Annotated in this window: 16 protein-coding genes; 12 read left to right on the top strand and 4 right to left on the bottom strand. The window is 41.1% G+C overall.

The window, feature by feature from the left end; translation table 11 throughout:
- Positions 1-4 precede the first annotated feature (4 nt).
- Entirely contained in the window at positions 5-2,035 is a 2,031-nt protein-coding gene (locus FOC45_RS08675; protein WP_009388734.1) for a fumarate reductase/succinate dehydrogenase flavoprotein subunit, read from the top strand.
- A 6-nt stretch (positions 2,036-2,041) separates the two neighbouring features.
- Positions 2,042-2,794 carry a succinate dehydrogenase/fumarate reductase iron-sulfur subunit gene (locus tag FOC45_RS08670; RefSeq protein ID WP_009388732.1) on the top strand — a complete coding sequence of 251 codons (753 nt, stop codon included), beginning with the start codon at positions 2,042-2,044 and terminating at the stop codon, positions 2,792-2,794.
- An 83-nt stretch (positions 2,795-2,877) separates the two neighbouring features.
- Here FOC45_RS08670 and FOC45_RS08665 read toward each other — a convergent pair whose 3' ends face one another.
- Positions 2,878-3,483 (bottom strand): DUF4254 domain-containing protein, encoded by a 606-nt coding sequence (locus tag FOC45_RS08665; protein WP_034539536.1) that lies wholly within the window; start codon positions 3,481-3,483, stop codon positions 2,878-2,880.
- Positions 3,484-3,569: 86 nt separating this feature from the next.
- Between FOC45_RS08665 and FOC45_RS08660 the strand changes: the two genes are divergently transcribed.
- From FOC45_RS08660 to FOC45_RS08620, 9 genes are read left to right on the top strand one after another with little or no spacing between them, the layout of a single operon-like run.
- Positions 3,570-4,124: a glutathione peroxidase gene (locus FOC45_RS08660; protein WP_009388728.1), complete on the top strand. Its 555-nt coding sequence runs from the start codon at positions 3,570-3,572 to the stop codon at positions 4,122-4,124.
- Between the two features lie 13 nt (positions 4,125-4,137).
- Entirely contained in the window at positions 4,138-5,316 is a 1,179-nt protein-coding gene (locus FOC45_RS08655; protein WP_034539534.1) for a glycosyltransferase family 87 protein, read from the top strand.
- Positions 5,273-6,199 carry a glycosyltransferase family 2 protein gene (locus FOC45_RS08650; RefSeq protein WP_034539520.1) on the top strand — a complete coding sequence of 309 codons (927 nt, stop codon included), beginning with the start codon at positions 5,273-5,275 and terminating at the stop codon, positions 6,197-6,199. Before FOC45_RS08655 ends, FOC45_RS08650 begins: the two co-directional genes overlap by 44 nt.
- 16 nt (positions 6,200-6,215) lie before the next feature.
- A complete protein-coding gene (uraH, locus tag FOC45_RS08645) occupies positions 6,216-6,620 on the top strand; it encodes a hydroxyisourate hydrolase (RefSeq protein ID WP_009388723.1) in 405 nt (134 codons plus the stop codon).
- A gap of 11 nt (positions 6,621-6,631) precedes the next feature.
- Complete coding sequence (locus FOC45_RS08640) at positions 6,632-7,396, top strand: polysaccharide deacetylase family protein (protein WP_009388717.1); 765 nt, start codon at positions 6,632-6,634, stop codon at positions 7,394-7,396.
- 22 nt (positions 7,397-7,418) lie between these two features.
- Positions 7,419-8,339: a DUF535 family protein gene (locus FOC45_RS08635; RefSeq protein ID WP_009388716.1), complete on the top strand. Its 921-nt coding sequence runs from the start codon at positions 7,419-7,421 to the stop codon at positions 8,337-8,339.
- Positions 8,340-8,343: 4 nt separating this feature from the next.
- Positions 8,344-9,060 (top strand): bacillithiol biosynthesis deacetylase BshB1, encoded by a 717-nt coding sequence (bshB1, locus tag FOC45_RS08630; RefSeq protein WP_009388715.1) that lies wholly within the window; start codon positions 8,344-8,346, stop codon positions 9,058-9,060.
- Between the two features lie 24 nt (positions 9,061-9,084).
- On the top strand, positions 9,085-9,276 hold the full coding sequence (locus FOC45_RS08625; RefSeq protein WP_009388710.1) for a hypothetical protein: 192 nt from the start codon (positions 9,085-9,087) through the stop codon (positions 9,274-9,276).
- Between the two features lie 15 nt (positions 9,277-9,291).
- Positions 9,292-9,843: an RNA polymerase sigma factor gene (locus FOC45_RS08620; protein ID WP_009388708.1), complete on the top strand. Its 552-nt coding sequence runs from the start codon at positions 9,292-9,294 to the stop codon at positions 9,841-9,843.
- A gap of 44 nt (positions 9,844-9,887) precedes the next feature.
- On the opposite strand, the gene FOC45_RS08615 is transcribed toward FOC45_RS08620, so the two are convergent.
- The 3 genes from FOC45_RS08615 to FOC45_RS08605 all read right to left on the bottom strand — a co-directional run bounded on the left by FOC45_RS08615 (position 9,888) and on the right by FOC45_RS08605 (position 13,113).
- Complete coding sequence (locus FOC45_RS08615; protein ID WP_009388706.1) at positions 9,888-11,249, bottom strand: suppressor of fused domain protein; 1,362 nt, start codon at positions 11,247-11,249, stop codon at positions 9,888-9,890.
- Positions 11,250-11,349: 100 nt separating this feature from the next.
- Positions 11,350-12,621: an adenylosuccinate synthase gene (locus tag FOC45_RS08610; RefSeq protein WP_009388705.1), complete on the bottom strand. Its 1,272-nt coding sequence runs from the start codon at positions 12,619-12,621 to the stop codon at positions 11,350-11,352.
- A gap of 9 nt (positions 12,622-12,630) precedes the next feature.
- Entirely contained in the window at positions 12,631-13,113 is a 483-nt protein-coding gene (locus FOC45_RS08605) for a Fur family transcriptional regulator (protein ID WP_034539532.1), read from the bottom strand.
- 425 nt (positions 13,114-13,538) lie between these two features.
- On the opposite strand from FOC45_RS08605, the gene FOC45_RS08600 reads away from it, so the two are divergent.
- A complete protein-coding gene (locus FOC45_RS08600) occupies positions 13,539-15,776 on the top strand; it encodes a helix-turn-helix domain-containing protein (RefSeq protein WP_009388703.1) in 2,238 nt (745 codons plus the stop codon).
- Positions 15,777-15,781 lie beyond the last annotated feature (5 nt).

The raw sequence follows: 15,781 nt of genomic DNA, 5'->3' as shown, positions 1-15,781 counted from the left end.
TTTTATGAGTACATTAGATTCTAAAATTCCTGAAGGTCCTATAGCGGACAAATGGACGAAATATAAAGACCATATCAACCTAGTGAACCCCGCTAATAAGCGTAATATAGATGTGATAGTGGTAGGTACTGGTTTGGCTGGAGGTTCGGCAGCTGCTACCCTCGCTGAATTGGGTTATAACGTAAAAGCGTTTGCTTATCAAGATTCTCCACGCCGTGCGCACTCTATCGCTGCTCAGGGGGGTATCAACGCCGCTAAAAACTATATGGGTGATGGCGACTCGAACTATCGCTTGTTTTACGATACAGTGAAAGGTGGTGACTACCGCGCTCGTGAGGCTAACGTGTATCGCCTTGCTGAAGTATCTGGCAACATCATTGACCAGTGTGTGGCTCAAGGGGTGCCTTTTGCACGTGACTACGGCGGGCTACTTGATAACCGCTCTTTTGGTGGGGTGTTGGTATCGCGTACTTTCTACGCTAAAGGTCAGACAGGACAACAGCTTTTGCTTGGTTGCTATTCGGCTATGAACCGCCAAATTGCTCGTGGTAAGATTGATATGTACAACCGCCACGAAATGCTAGATGTGGTAATAGTAGACGGCAAAGCGCGTGGTATCATTGCTCGTAACTTGGTAACAGGTGAGATTGAGCGTCACTCAGCTCACGCAGTGGTTATCGCCTCTGGTGGTTATGGTAACGTGTACTTCCTTTCGACCAATGCAATGGGTTCTAACGCAACTGCTGCTTGGAAAATACACAAGAAAGGGGCTTACTTTGCAAACCCTTGCTTTACTCAAATTCACCCTACTTGTATTCCTCGTTCAGGTGACTATCAGTCTAAATTGACATTGATGTCGGAGTCACTACGTAATGACGGACGTATTTGGGTGCCTAAGAAAATGGAAGATGCAGTAGCGATACGCGAAAAACGCAAAAAACCTACTGATATACCTGAAGCAGACCGCGACTACTACTTAGAGCGTCGTTATCCTGCGTTTGGTAACCTTGTGCCTCGTGACGTGGCTTCGCGTGCTGCTAAAGAGCGTTGCGATGCGGGCTATGGGGTAAATGAAACTGGTGAGGCAGTATACCTTGACTTTGCTTCGGCTATTGAGCGTTATGGTAAAGAACAATGTAAAATTCACGGTGTAGAAAACCCTAGCAAAGAGGAAATTATCAAACGCGGTGAGAAGATAGTAGAGGCTAAGTATGGTAACCTTTTCCAAATGTACGAAAAAATCGTAGCTGAAAACCCATATAAAACGCCAATGATGATTTACCCTGCAACCCACTACACTATGGGAGGTATTTGGGTAGATTACAACTTGATGACTACTATCCCTGGTTGTTATGCTATCGGTGAGGCTAACTTCTCAGACCACGGCGCTAACCGTTTAGGGGCTTCTGCTTTGATGCAAGGTTTGGCTGATGGTTACTTTGTATTGCCTTATACTATTGGTGACTACTTGGCTGCTGATATTCGTACTGGTAAAATACCTACTGATACTCCTGAGTTTGATGAGGCAGAGCGCATAGTAAAAGAGCGTTTGGCTTACTTCATCAACAATAAAGGTACGCACTCTGTAGACTACTTCCACAAAAAACTTGGTAAAGTGATGTGGGATAAAGTAGGTATGGCGCGTAATGCTGAGGGCTTGAAAGAGGCTATCAAAGAAATACGCGAAATACGCGAAGACTTCTGGAAGAATGTAAAAGTACCAGGAGAGCTAACCGGTATGAACGTAGAGCTTGAAAAAGCAGGACGTGTGGCTGACTTCCTTGAACTTGGTGAGCTATTTGCTAAAGACGCTTTAGAGCGTAACGAGTCTTGTGGAGGTCACTTCCGTGAAGAGTATCAAACACCTGATGGGGAAGCTCTTCGTGATGACGTAAACTATGCTTATGTAGCCGCTTGGCAGTATACTGGTAACCCTAAAGAGGTAGTGAATACTTACAACCCAAGTGAGGAGATTATGCATAAAGAACCTCTTGTATTTAAAGATATTGAACTAAAACAACGTAGTTATAAATAGAAAGATATGGCAACAATGAACCTAACACTAAAAGTGTGGCGACAAAAAAACTCGCAAGAGAAAGGTCGTATGGTAGATTATAAAGTAACCAACATTTCAGACCATATGTCTTTTTTGGAAATGTTGGATGTACTCAATGAGCAACTCATCGAACAAGGTGAAGAACCTGTGGCTTTTGACCACGATTGCCGCGAAGGTATCTGTGGTATGTGCTCTCTCTTCATCAACGGTGAAGCCCACGGACCTGACCGTGGGGTAACTACTTGTCAGTTGCATATGCGTATGTTTAAAGATGGTGATACTATCACTATCGAACCTTGGCGCGCTACTGCTTTCCCTGTTATTAAAGACTTGATGGTAGATAGAACTGCTTTTGAACGTATTCAACAAGCAGGAGGATATATCTCTGTAAATACTTCGGGTAATACGCAAGATGCTAACGCTATTCCAATCCCTAAACGCGATGCTGACCGCTCTATGGACGCTGCAGCTTGTATAGGTTGTGGTGCTTGTGTGGCTACTTGTAAAAACTCTTCGGCTATGCTGTTTGTGGCTGCTAAAGTATCGCAATTTGCTCTCCTTCCTCAAGGTCGTGTAGAGGCTACTGAACGCGTACTGAATATGGTGAACCAGATGGAACACGAAGGTTTTGGTAACTGTACCAATACTGGTGCCTGCGAAGTAGAATGCCCTAAAGGTATTTCGCTTGAAAATATAGCACGCCTCAACCGTGAGTACTTAAAAGCAAGCATTAGATAATTTGTCGATTTGACAATTTGCCGATTTGGCAATGTAGTAATAAAAAACTGCCCCAGAATAGTTGGGGCAGTTTTTATTATCTCTTATTTACTTCCTCTAAGTATGGGGTTTAACTCCTCGTCATTGTACATCTTCATTTGTTTATAGACTTTCATATACTTGCGCCCTGCGGCAATATCGTCTAAAAGCTGGTTGAGAGCCGTTGAAAGGTCTTTTTTCTGTTCGAGCAGTACATTTAGTTTCTCTTGGCATTTAGCGCGATGCTCTGGGGTGGCATCGGGGCGGTTTACCTCTTCTTGCATATGATAAATTTTGAGCGCTAAAATCGAAAGCCTATCTACTGCCCACGCAGGACTCTCGGTGTTGATAGTGGCTTCAGGTAGTGGTTTTACTTCCTTGTAAAAATCTAAGAAATAACTGTCGATATACTCCACCATATCGGTGCGGTCTTGATTAGAGGCATCAATCTTGCGTTTGAGGTCGAGAGCCGCTACTGGGTCGATGTGCGGGTCGCGAATGATATCCTCGTAATGCCATTGCACGGTGTCAATCCAATTTTTGCGATAAAGCAAGTGGTTTAGCAAGTCGGTAGACGGATAAGGATTGGTAAAAGGTTGGTACACATCGTCAGCTATGTGATACTGTGCGATGCTTTCTTCGAATATTTTAAAGGCTTTTTCTGAAAACATAGTGATTATTTTTTTGGCAAATATAATCTTTTTCATTGAAAGTTCAATCATTTTGCGTAACTTTGCCTCAAATTAATAAATCATTTATGAAACAACTCTTTTTCACTTTTATCTTATTAGTTATGACTATAGCAACTACACAAGCTCAGAAACCTTCTGACAATCAGACTATTTATCAGTTTACTGTAACTGATATTAGCGGTAAGCCTTTTGATTTATCTACTCTAAAAGGCAAAAAAGTAATGATAGTAAATACTGCTTCGAAATGCGGTCTTACTCCCCAATACAAAGAGCTGGAAGCTCTCTATGAGCGATATAAAGACAAGGATTTTGTTATTATTGGTTTTCCTGCTAACAATTTTTTGGGTCAAGAGCCTGGTAGCGATGAGCAGATAGCGTCTTTCTGCAGTATTAACTATGGGGTGAGCTTTCCGATGATGAGCAAAATATCAGTAAAAGGCAAAGAGATGCACCCTTTGTATCAGTTCCTCACTCAGAAAGAAAAGAATGGGGTAGAAGACTCGAAAGTGCAATGGAACTTTCAAAAGTATCTTATAGGCAAAGATGGGCGACTTGAAAAGGTTATCGCTCCGCGTACTTTGCCATCGAGTGAAGAGGTAATACAATGGATTGAAAAGTAAAAAAGGAAAGGTGATGCTGAAGAAAATTGTTGCTGATTATCGTTTTGTAAGCGTATTATGGTTTGGCTTAGCATTGGCTACGATAGTGCAGAATGTGTTTATAAGAGGGCAGTTTAACAACTATCTCATTTTTGATGGTGTATTTTGGCATACACTTAAGCAATTACCTTTGTATGTAGCTTATCCTGAAGAATATTTTGATACTAACCATTACGGTCCTTTCTTTAGCCTTATTATAGCTCCTTTTGCTATATTGCCCAAATGGGTGGGTTGTAGTTTTTGGATAATGGCAAATGCAGCTTTCTTGTATTGGGCTATCAGGCAATTGCCTCTGCCTAAGTCAGCTATTATAGGGGTGCTGCTCATCGCGGCACACGATATGTATACAGCAGCAGCAATGCAGCAGTTCAATATAAGCATTATTGCTCTTTTAGTAGGAGCTTTTGTGTTTATACAGCGCGGGAAGAGCCATTGGGCAACCTTATTTATAGTAATAGGGCTACTCACTAAGTTATATGGGGTAGTAGGATTGGCATTTTTCTTTTTTGCTAAAGATAAATGGCGTTTTATAGCGTCGGGGATAGCTTGGTTAGTGCTACTTTTCTGCTTGCCGATGCTCTATTCATCACCAGATTATATAGTTTCGCAGTATTATGAGTGGTACGTTTCGTTAGCCGAAAAAAACGTCTCTAACCTAAATACCACCTCTTACAACCTGCAAAACCTTTCTCTTTTAGGCTTTTTGCAGCGCACCGGCATCTACGATAATAATTTAGTAATATTGGCAGTCGCTTTAGGGCTGTTTGCTCTGCCATATTTGCGTATTCAACAGTATAAAAATACGGATTTTAGACTGCTGTTATTAGCTTCAGTAAGTATTTTCTTGTGTTTGTTTAGCACAGGTACTGAAAATAGTACTTATGTTATTGCTTATGTGGGGATTGGAGTGTGGTTTGTAGTTAGTAAGCTGCCTATTAAGTTAAAAATTGTTTTATTAGTATTAGCTATTTTAGCATCTTTGTCGCCTACAGATATATTTAAGCCTTTGAAAGAGCCTTATATTATCAGATATTCGCTGCGGGCAGTGCCTCCAGCACTTATATGGTTGGCAATAGTGTATGAGATGTGCTTTTTAGAATTTAAAAATGATGAAAACAATAGAAATTGTAGTGCCTTGCTACAACGAAAGTGAAAATATACGTCCGCTATACGAGGCTATTAAGGGAGTTTTTGCTGAAAAGCTGCCAGCGTATAGCTATACGCTACTTTTTGTAAATGATGGTAGCAGTGATGATTCGCTCGTAGTACTCAAAAAGCTGTCAGAAGAGGACAAAAGAGTGAAATACTTATCATTTTCGCGTAACTTTGGTCATCAATTGGCGGTAAAGGCGGGGTTAGACCACTCGTTTGCTGATGCTGTTATCTCAATGGACTGCGACCAGCAGCACCCTCCTGCTCTTATTCCAGAGCTTGTGAAGCGTTGGGAAGAGGGCAACCAAGTGGTGGCTACGCTTCGTACTTATCCTCCTGATACCCCTAAGAAGAAGCGGAAGAGTTCGCATCACTTTTACAAGTTGCTGAATATGCTTTCGGATATCGAAATAAAAGAAGGTTCAGCTGATTTTAGGTTGTTAGACCAAGAGGTAGTAAAGGTAATCAGAGAGATGAATGAAAACGAACCTTTCTTGCGAGGGATAGTGCCTTGGGTAGGCTTTAAGCAGTGCTATATACCTTACACAGCACAAGCACGATTTGCTGGAGAAAGCAAATATACAATAAAGAAGATGCTACACTTGGCTACAACGGGAGTAACCTCATTTAGCGTGAAACCCTTATACTTTGCGGTGTTTTTAGGTTTTGCTTTTTCGGCTTTATCGGTGTTCTACATACCCTATGTGATATATGCTTTTGTCAGTGGTACTGAGATATCAGGTTGGGCATCACTAATAATGACGATTGTCTTTTTTGGTGGGCTACAGCTTATCATTTTGGGGATTATAGGTATTTATATAGGAAAAATATTCAAGCAAACCAAAGCACGTCCTGCTTATATCATTCAAGAAGAAAAATTGTAAATAAAAACACATAAAAATGAGAAATCCGATTCTAATATTGCTAATATTTTTTAGCGCATTTATCCAAGCACAAGAGAAATATCAATTATCAAGTCATATTTTAGATATTTCACAAGGTAAACCTGCTCCAAATGTAAAGATAGCTCTATCTAAGCAAGATGAAAATCAAAACTGGGTATTGATAGATGAGAAATACACAGATAACAATGGAAGAATTAAAGATTTTTTGAAAGAAGAATCTAATAAAAATAATAATGGGGTTTATAAACTCACTTTTTATATCACTCCTTATTTTGAAAAGTTGAAACAAAAAACATTTTATCCCTTTATAGAAGTAGTTTTTGAGATAAAAGATAATCAACATTATCACATTCCGATTACATTATCTCCGTATGGTTATTCTACTTACAGAGGAAACTAATAACTATAAAAATGATTTACCTAAGTTTCGACATAGAAGAGTTTGATATGCCCAAAGAATACGGCTACGACATTGCTTTCGAGCGACAAATAGCCATTTCGCGCAAGGGGCTTACTGCTATATTAGATTTACTCAAAAAGCACCAAATGCGCGCTACTTTCTTTTCGACAGTAGTATTTGCACAGCAAGTGCCAGACCTTATCAATAGGTTGATAGAAGAGGGACACGAGTTGGCATCGCATACTTACTACCATTCCGACTTTGAGAATGAGCACCTAAAACGTTCAAAAGAGGCGTTAGAACAGCAGTTTGGGGTTACTGTAGAAGGACTTCGTATGCCCCGAATGCTTGAAGTGAGTGCTGAAGAAGTGAAAAAGGCAGGTTATAGATATAATTCATCGGTTAATCCTACTTTTTTACCTGGTAGATATAATAAACTACACGTGCCAAAGCGTTTTTTTAACGAAAATGGTTTATGGCAGATACCCGCAGCGGTAAGTTGGTTTAGGTTTCCGCTCTTTTGGCTCTCCTTTCACAATCTACCTCTTTGGCTATATAGGTTTTTATTGAAGAGGAGTGTGAAAAGTATAGGCTATGCGGCACTCTATTTTCATCCTTGGGAATTTACAGATTTGCACCAAAAAGAGTTTAACTTTCCTGCTTATGTGATGCGCAATTCAGGAGAAAAGATGATAGCACGCTTTGATAGTCTGCTCACTTTTATAAAGCAGCAAGGGTGGAAAACAGGATTGTATAAAGAGATGATTACTAACTGATAAGGAAAATGCTTACTAACCAATGACGATAAAAGAATTATTTTGCAGGGCTAAGAAGCTTACAGAATGTGGCTTTGCTAATGAAACCGTTAAATACCAAAAGAAACAGCTTAATAAGATATATTTTCACCTCTTATTAGATATTCCTTTTGCTAAAAAATGGTTTAGCTTGATACAATCGGAAGAGTATAAATGGGTGCTTTCGCATCGACCACGTATCTATTTTAAACCTTTTAGGGTGTATATGTCTACAAGATGGAAAAAGCAGCAACGAATGAATGCCTTACTGAGTTGTTATGCTTTTATGAAACAACGACCTCTGCTGAAACGTATGCTAGAAACGGATACTCCTGTTAAATTAGCTGAGTTCACAATGAAATATAATGACGAAAAAGGTCAAATCTACTTGGGATATAACAACCGTTATCGCAAGGAAGGAGAATTAGTGGTCTCGCTACATTGTGATAGTTATCAAGAGGCTATCTGTGAAGCTTCGTTTCTGATTGATAAAGAAAATGAAGACTGGGTATGCCGTATAGGTTGTGTGCAGGGCAATAAAAATACCGAATCTGAAAATGCAATTAAAGAGCTACAAAAACAAATGTATGCTCTTCGTCCTAAAGCCTTGATGATATTTATTATTCAAGAACTCAGTAGGCAATTAGGGTGCACTACTTTATACGGTGTAGGTAGTAAAATTCAGGCACATAACAAAAAACATTTTATCCATATAGAATGGTTGCACAAACTCAGTTTTAGTTACGATACTTTATGGAAAGAAGCTGATGGAACCCCAGATAAAGAAGGATGGTTTAAATTACCCATTGAAATGCCACGCAAATCAATAGAAGAAATTAAATCAAGCAAACGTTCACTCTATCGTAATAGATATGAGATGTTAGACAAAATAGCCGAAGAAATACAAAAAACAATTAACAAGTAATAATATGAAATTAGATATATTAGCTTTTGGGGCGCATCCTGATGATGTGGAATTAGGAGCAGGAGGTACTATTGCTAAGGAAATTAGCTTAGGCAAAACAGTAGGTATTATAGACCTAACACAAGGTGAACTCGGCACTCGAGGTAGTGCTGAAATACGCTATCAGGAAGCGACTAAAGCCAAAGAACTATTAGGAGTAGCAGTACGCGAGAATCTGAAGTTTAGAGATGGTTTCTTTGTGAATGATGAGGCTCATCAGTTAGCAATTATCAAAAAGATACGTCAATATCAGCCTGATATAGTACTCTGCAATGCCATAGATGACCGCCATATTGATCACGGTAAGGGTAGCAAACTTGTTAGTGATGCTTGCTTCCTTAGTGGATTGCGCCGTATTGAGACTACTCTTGATGGCAAAGCCCAAAGTGCTTGGCGACCTAAGGTGGTATATCACTATATACAATGGAAAAATATAATACCTGACTTCGTAGTGGATATTACTGGTTTTATGGAAGCTAAAGTAAATGCTGTGTTAGCGTATAGTTCGCAGTTTTACGATAGCAGTAGCAACGAGCCTACTACGCCTATCTCTGACCGCAACTTCTTAGATAGTGTAACCTATCGTGCCCGAGACCTTGGAAGACTTATTGGTACAGATTTTGCGGAAGGTTTTACTTGTGAAAGGGTAGCTGCAGTAGATACCCTATTCAACTTGAAATAATGATTTACAAAAGATAAAAACACTATGAAATTAATATTGATTACTATTGGTATATTGCTGCTCTGTGTAGGCGGAATGGCTATTAAAATTTGGGGTAAGAAAGGAGGTAAGTTTGCTGGTACTTGTGCAAGTCAGAATCCTCATTTAAACCCTGAAGGTGAGGCTTGTAGCTTTTGTGGACGTATGCCTGATGAACAAGAATGCCGTAATAAATAATTTATTTTTTAGCCAATGTCTGACCTACTCGCAGAGAGAATAGCCGAAGCCAAAAATGGAAAGCAACGAGCCTTTAGCTGGTTGCTTGATGAGTTTTGGATAGATGTCTATAATTTTCAGCTTAAGCGCGTAGGTAGTGAAGCAGAGGCTGAAGACATCACGGTGCAGACTTTTGCTCGTGCTTTTGACAAGATTAGTTCGTTTGATGAGCAATACTCTTTTCGCACTTGGCTTATCACTATTTCTAAAAATATTCATATCGACTTACTTAGGCGGCAGAGTGAACCCATACTGCACTTAGATACAGAAGAAAAAGAATCTAAACGCATAGCAGATGAGTCGCCTACTATAGAAGATAGCTTGATAATGGAACAACAGTTTGACTATCTCCTTAAATGCATTAAGCAGCTGAAAGACCCTTACCGAACGGCTATACAGTTGCGCTATCTGCAAGAGAAGAGTTATAAAGAGATAGCCGAAGAGATGAGCAGTACTATGAGCAATGTGAAAATAACCCTGCTGCGGGCTAAGAAAATATTAGCAGAAATACTAAAAAGAAACCGATGAGAGCAAGCTCTCATCGGTTTCTTTTTTTTGCTTAAAGTTGTTGTTTATTCTAAGGCTACATTCTTGCGGTGAATGTCTATTACTTCAGTGATATTGTTATCGTCTAACAACTCTAAAAGCGTATCAACCCCTTCTTCTAATTTTAACTCCATTTCTTCTGGATAAATAGGTATTAGCGCGTAGAAATTGATAAGCGTACCATCTTTGGTCTCCAACCTCAGAAACTCTTCTGGAGCTGAAAGATAAGGTGGCATCAGCAAGATGCAACCAAACTCGGTATTAGCGATAGGCTCAGCGTATTCGCCATTAGGGATAGTGTGCCCCTCGGCCATCCACGTTTTGTACTGATGTGGGAAACGCGCTATCATCTTTAGGAAATACACAGGCCAATAATTATCATTATCTTTGAAAGCTTCATCGCTTATTTGCCAGTCAGCGGGGAGATAGACCATTAGCTCGGCGTGACTGTAACTATTAGGGTCGTCTAAACCTTCGGGCAGGTACATAGGGTAGTCGCTCATACCAGTGGTGAAAAGCACGTGATAAGGGTGCTCAGCCGTTGGCTTTATCCAATGCACATCGATATGCACATACTCTGATACAATTTCGTGAAATACGCTATCTACTGTGCCGATATACTTCTCGAAATGCTCGCAAATCTCATCCATATACACACAGCTGCGGTCTGGAATAACGAAGTCGCTTTGGTCTTTTTCAGAATAGTTATATACGTTAGAGCCGCCTTCTGACACATAGTCGGGGGTAGGGGCAAAGATATTAGACATAACGTTCTCTTCATCAAAAACAAAACTATCGACTAACGAATGCAAATCGGGGTCGTAATAGATAAGATTCTCTTCTAAATCATCATTAATGGACTCAAGCCATTCGCTTATAGACTCGTTGAGTATATCCATAAAAGAATCTTCTATAGAATCTACAGAAAGTTCTAACTCGCCTATTTGCCCTACAATTCCTTTTTTATCGGGGTCTAGGTCAATGAAGATGTAGCGCACCCCATCGGTGAGGAAAGGCAACCATTTAGGATTGTAAAACTGGTTTTTTATCACCCCATCCCAATACATATCGATAGCTTCTTCTTCGTCAAACTTGAGGTCTTGCCAGTTGGGTACTTTCTCTAAATGTTGTAGCCACTGCTGTTGGGCTTCTTTTATCTCGCTCAGAGGGAGAAAGCGCAATTCATCTATAAAAAAGACATCGTTGTTACCTTTCTTTTGTCCGTTGAATGTCTGGTATAATTGGCGTACATCTGGAGGTAGAGTTACCCCCATTTCGCGCTCAAACTCGGCTACTTGTGCATCATCAGCCCCCTTATTGAGTGTGGCAATTAGGGGAGTGGCAGTATCGAGTATGGTGTCTAAAAATTTTCTAACTGTCTTTTCCATAGCTTTACGATAGTATTGTACTCCCGCAAATGTACAACAATTTCAATAAAAAACAAATAAAAAAGCGTAATATTTTTTATTATTACGCTTTTTTAATGTTTTATCTTGTGATGGTTTGGGTTCTATCTGGGCCTACCGACACTACTTTGATAGGTATTTCTAATTCTTTTTCTAAGAAATCTACATAGTCTGTCAGTTCTTTAGGTAGCTGTGCATAGTCTTTAATATCGGTGAGGTTTTGATGCCACCCTTTGAGTTCAGTATAGACAGGGGTGACATTTTGCTCTTCTATATTATAAGGTAAATGCTTGATTTCCTTTCCTTTATAAAGATATGAAGTACATACTTTTAGCGTATCGAATCCGCTGAGTACGTCGGCTTTCATCATTACCAATTGGGTAACGCCGCTCACTTGTACGGCATATTTAAGAGCTACCAAATCGAGCCAGCCACAACGACGACGACGACCGGTAGTAGCCCCAAACTCGCGCCCTACTTGGGTCATTGTTTCGCCTGCCTCATCAAAGAGTTCGGTAGGGAAAGGACCACTACCTACGCGGGTGGTGTAGGCTTTGAAGATGCCTATCACTTCGCCTATGCTGCGAGGCGCTACCCCTAAGCCGGTACAAGCACCAGCAGCGGTAGTGTTAGACGAGGTAACGAATGGATAAGTACCAAAGTCGATGTCTAACAACGAACCTTGCGCTCCTTCGGCTAATATTTTCTTTCCTTGTTTTAGGGCTTGGTACAGATACTCTTCGCTGTCGATGAGCTGGAAGCCTTTGAGCACTTTCACAGCCTCGAAAAACTCAGCTTCTAATTCCTTTAGGTTGTATTGTATATCTACTTTATAGTTAGCGAGCATCTCTTCGTGCTTGTCGGTAAGGTTGCGATAACGCACCTCGAAATCGTCTAACTCTATATCGCCTACGCGCAAGCCGTTGCGCCCTGTTTTATCCATATAGGTAGGGCCTATACCTTTGAGGGTAGAGCCTATTTTGGCTTTCCCTTTAGAGGCTTCGGAAGCGGCATCGAGGAGGCGGTGAGTAGGCAGGATAAGGTGTGCCTTGCGCGAGATGAGCAAGTTGTCTTTGAGGGGCACATTGTAAGGAGCGAGCCCATCAATTTCTTTTTTGAAGATGATAGGGTCTATCACCACGCCATTGCCTATGATGTTGATAGAAGTAGGGTGGAAGATACCCGATGGGATGGTGTGTAGCACGTGCTTAATGCCGTTGAACTCAAGGGTATGCCCTGCGTTAGGGCCTCCTTGAAAGCGCGCTATAATATCATAACCTTGTGTGAGTACGTCTACAATTTTTCCTTTACCTTCGTCTCCCCACTGAAGACCTAATAATAAATCTACTGCCATTTTTTACGCTTATTTTTCGTGAGTATTACTCTCTTCTTGGTTTTCTTTTTTTCTGCGTGTTCCGTAGAAGTAAAGAGAGTGGTGAGTGATATCGATGTCGAACACGTCTTCTATAGTTTTCTGAATAGTTTGTATGCGGGGGTCGCAAAACTCTACGATTTCGCCTGTATCGGTAAGAATCACGTGGTCGTGCTGCTTATCGAAGTAAGATTTTTCGTAATAGGCTTGGTTTTGCCCGAATTGGTGTTTGCGCACCAAACCGCATTCAAGTAGCAGCTCCATAGTGTTATAGAGGGTGGCGCGGCTAACTCTGTATTTTTTGTTTTTCATATTCACATAGAGGGTCTCTATGTCGAAGTGGTCATTAAACTCGTAAATTTCCTTTAGAATAGCATAACGCTCAGGGGTTTTTCTGTGGGCGTTGTCTTCCAAATATTTGGTAAGGACTTTCTTTACTATTTCTAAACTTTCTTCTGTAGCGGGTTTATTCATATTGAATTTATTTTGAGAGGCAAAGATAATTATTTTTTTATTAGCGACCAAAAAAATTAGCAAATTTGTCGATTTGTCGATTTGCCAATTTGCCAATTTGTCGATTTGCCCATTAGCAAAGATAAACATCCCCCCGTCCCCCTTCAAAGGGGGAGATGCGAAGGTCAGTGTACACGAAAAAAAATCTGTTTTTTTGTATATAGGTTAGATATTTATGATTTGTTACATACTCGGCTGCGCCAGCTCGTCGATTTTTTTTCGCTTATCCTATATCGTTCCTATATCGTTCCTATATTGTTCCTATATCTAAAGTAAAGGGAAGGTATATACAGAAAATTTTTCTGATAAGGAAGATTAAGGCAAAAAATCAAAATTATTTTGTATCTTTGCAACAAAAAGCTGCTGACTGAAATTGCTAATGATTTATGACCGAATATATACTCACCCTTATAAGCCAAACTAACCGGAATATATTCCTCACCGGTAAAGCCGGTACCGGCAAAACTACTCTCCTACGCAAGATTATCGCGACCACCTACAAAAATACGGTAGTAGCAGCCCCTACGGGTATTGCTGCTCTTAATGCAGGAGGCGTTACTATTCACTCGCTTTTTCAACTTCCTTTTGCGTCTTTCCTGCCTACACAGTCAGCACCGCCTATCGTAAATGAGCATCTTCGTTTTGAAAACCGCGTTTCGCTGCGCAAACACTTCCAAATGCATAAAAACAAGCAGCAACTTATTCGGAATATGGAGCTGCTCATCGTAGATGAGGTGAGTATGCTGCGCGCCGATGTGTTAGATGCGATGGACTATATGTTGCAGTTCATACGCCGCAATCACGAGCCTTTTGGAGGGGTGCAGGTGCTTTTTATAGGCGACCTAATGCAGTTACCCCCTGTGGTGAAGCAGGAGGAGTGGGAGGTGCTCAAACAATATTATAAGGGGATGTACTTCTTTCAATCGGAGGTGATTACCAAGTATCCACTGCTGTATGTAGAACTCGAAACGATATATAGGCAGACAGATAAGCTATTCGTTTCTATATTGAATCACTTGCGCGAAAACAAACTCACTGAAGAAGACCTACAGCTGCTACAGCCTTATGTGAAGCCTGCATTTGCTAAGCAAAGCAAAGGCGAATACGTAACCCTCACTACCCATAATGCCAAAGCCGATACGATGAACCAGCACGCTATGCAGCAGCTTCGCACACCAGCGTTTGCTTATGAGGCTGAGGTAATAGGCGACTTCCCTGACTATCTGTATCCTACCGATAAGGTGATACAGCTGAAAGAAGGAGCAAGGGTGATGTTTATCAAGAACGACCCATCGGGCGAGCATCTGTTTTTCAATGGCAAAATGGGGACGGTGCTATCGCTAACAGAGGACAGTGTAGAGGTGCTGTTAGACGGGGGGCAGCCTATCAATGTAGAGCGTTATGTATGGGAGAACTTGCGCTTTAGGCTCAACGAAACGACTAAAGATATAGAAGAAGAGAAGTTAGGTACTTTTACCCAGTATCCGCTGCGTTTGGCGTGGGCTATCACCATACATAAGAGTCAGGGACTTACTTTTGAGAAAGCGGCTCTTGACCTCGGTAGCGTGTTTGCTTCAGGACAAGCCTATGTGGCTTTTTCGCGTTTGCGCTCTCTCGACGGTTTGGTGTTGCTTTCGTCGGTGGCGCAAAACGGTATTGATAATGATGAGGAGGTGATAGACTACGCGGTGAATAAAGCTGATGAAAGTCAAGTGCAGCAAGCCTGCGAAGAGGGTAAGAGCGAGTTCTTGCAACAGACGATACTGCAGACTTTTGACTGGCGTATTTTAGCAGATGAGTGGGCGCAACACTGTAGTAGCTATATGGGTGAGATAGGGGCTAAAAGTCAGTACAAAGAGTGGGCGAATAAGACAGCCGCCAAGGTGAGAGAAGTAACAGAGGTAGCTGCGAAGTTTAGCAAGCAGTTGGTGGGTTATTTCGGCAGTGGGGCTCCCCTTGACTATATCTTTGAGCGCATAGAGAAAGCGGTGCCTTATTTTAGTCCTTTACTATCGGATATATGGGGAGAAGTGCTGTATGTGCAAGCTAAGATTGCCAATCAGAAGAAGGTGAAAGAGTTTAGCCAAGAGCTTAATCAGCTAAGTGATACCCTATCGGGGGTGTTGAAGCACCTTTTTAGGCTGTCACAGATAACCCGCCTAATACGTTTGGGCAAGCCGCTAACTAAGGATGGTATTCATAATGATAAGCTGCAAGAGCTACGCATAGAGTTACAAGAACGCGCCCAAAAGCGACTTGAGAAAGAACAGCTATTTGTTGAAACGACCCCAGAGGAAGCTCCTATCATAAAGCAAGAAAAACCTACTACTTATGATGAGACTTTGCGTTTATGGCAAGAGGGCAAGCGTGTAGCCGAGATAGCCGAAGCGCGTATGTTTACCCAGCGCACTATCTATAATCATTTAGAAAAACTCATCGAGCAAGGAAAGCTACCTGAAGATTTGATAACAGAGTTGCTCTCAGCACAAGCTATAACAGAACTTACGGCTCTGTTTGACAAAACAGAAGACTATAGTTCGCTAAAAAGCATTATAGAGGCAACCGAAGAGCGGTATAGCTGGAATGAGCTTAGCCTTTTCAGGATATACTATCAAAAAAAATAGCAAGT

The sequence above is a fragment of the Capnocytophaga sp. FDAARGOS_737 genome, assembly GCF_009730375.1.
Taxonomy (GTDB): Bacteria; Bacteroidota; Bacteroidia; order Flavobacteriales; family Flavobacteriaceae; genus Capnocytophaga; species Capnocytophaga leadbetteri.
Note: the sequence above shows the minus strand (reverse complement) of the source record. Positions and strands in the feature narration are given on the sequence as shown.

Coding starts and splice junctions, on each gene's coding strand:
- FOC45_RS08625 (WP_009388710.1), top strand. CDS start 9,085: ATGAAATTAATATTGATTACTATTGGTATATTGCTGCTCTGTGTAGGC.
- FOC45_RS08600 (WP_009388703.1), top strand. CDS start 13,539: ATGACCGAATATATACTCACCCTTATAAGCCAAACTAACCGGAATATA.
- FOC45_RS08605 (WP_034539532.1), bottom strand. CDS start 13,113: ATGAATAAACCCGCTACAGAAGAAAGTTTAGAAATAGTAAAGAAAGTC.
- FOC45_RS08655 (WP_034539534.1), top strand. CDS start 4,138: ATGCTGAAGAAAATTGTTGCTGATTATCGTTTTGTAAGCGTATTATGG.
- FOC45_RS08610 (WP_009388705.1), bottom strand. CDS start 12,621: ATGGCAGTAGATTTATTATTAGGTCTTCAGTGGGGAGACGAAGGTAAA.
- FOC45_RS08650 (WP_034539520.1), top strand. CDS start 5,273: ATGAAAACAATAGAAATTGTAGTGCCTTGCTACAACGAAAGTGAAAAT.
- FOC45_RS08675 (WP_009388734.1), top strand. CDS start 5: ATGAGTACATTAGATTCTAAAATTCCTGAAGGTCCTATAGCGGACAAA.
- FOC45_RS08660 (WP_009388728.1), top strand. CDS start 3,570: ATGAAACAACTCTTTTTCACTTTTATCTTATTAGTTATGACTATAGCA.
- FOC45_RS08640 (WP_009388717.1), top strand. CDS start 6,632: ATGATTTACCTAAGTTTCGACATAGAAGAGTTTGATATGCCCAAAGAA.
- uraH (WP_009388723.1), top strand. CDS start 6,216: ATGAGAAATCCGATTCTAATATTGCTAATATTTTTTAGCGCATTTATC.
- FOC45_RS08635 (WP_009388716.1), top strand. CDS start 7,419: ATGACGATAAAAGAATTATTTTGCAGGGCTAAGAAGCTTACAGAATGT.
- FOC45_RS08665 (WP_034539536.1), bottom strand. CDS start 3,483: ATGTTTTCAGAAAAAGCCTTTAAAATATTCGAAGAAAGCATCGCACAG.
- FOC45_RS08670 (WP_009388732.1), top strand. CDS start 2,042: ATGGCAACAATGAACCTAACACTAAAAGTGTGGCGACAAAAAAACTCG.
- FOC45_RS08620 (WP_009388708.1), top strand. CDS start 9,292: ATGTCTGACCTACTCGCAGAGAGAATAGCCGAAGCCAAAAATGGAAAG.
- bshB1 (WP_009388715.1), top strand. CDS start 8,344: ATGAAATTAGATATATTAGCTTTTGGGGCGCATCCTGATGATGTGGAA.
- FOC45_RS08615 (WP_009388706.1), bottom strand. CDS start 11,249: ATGGAAAAGACAGTTAGAAAATTTTTAGACACCATACTCGATACTGCC.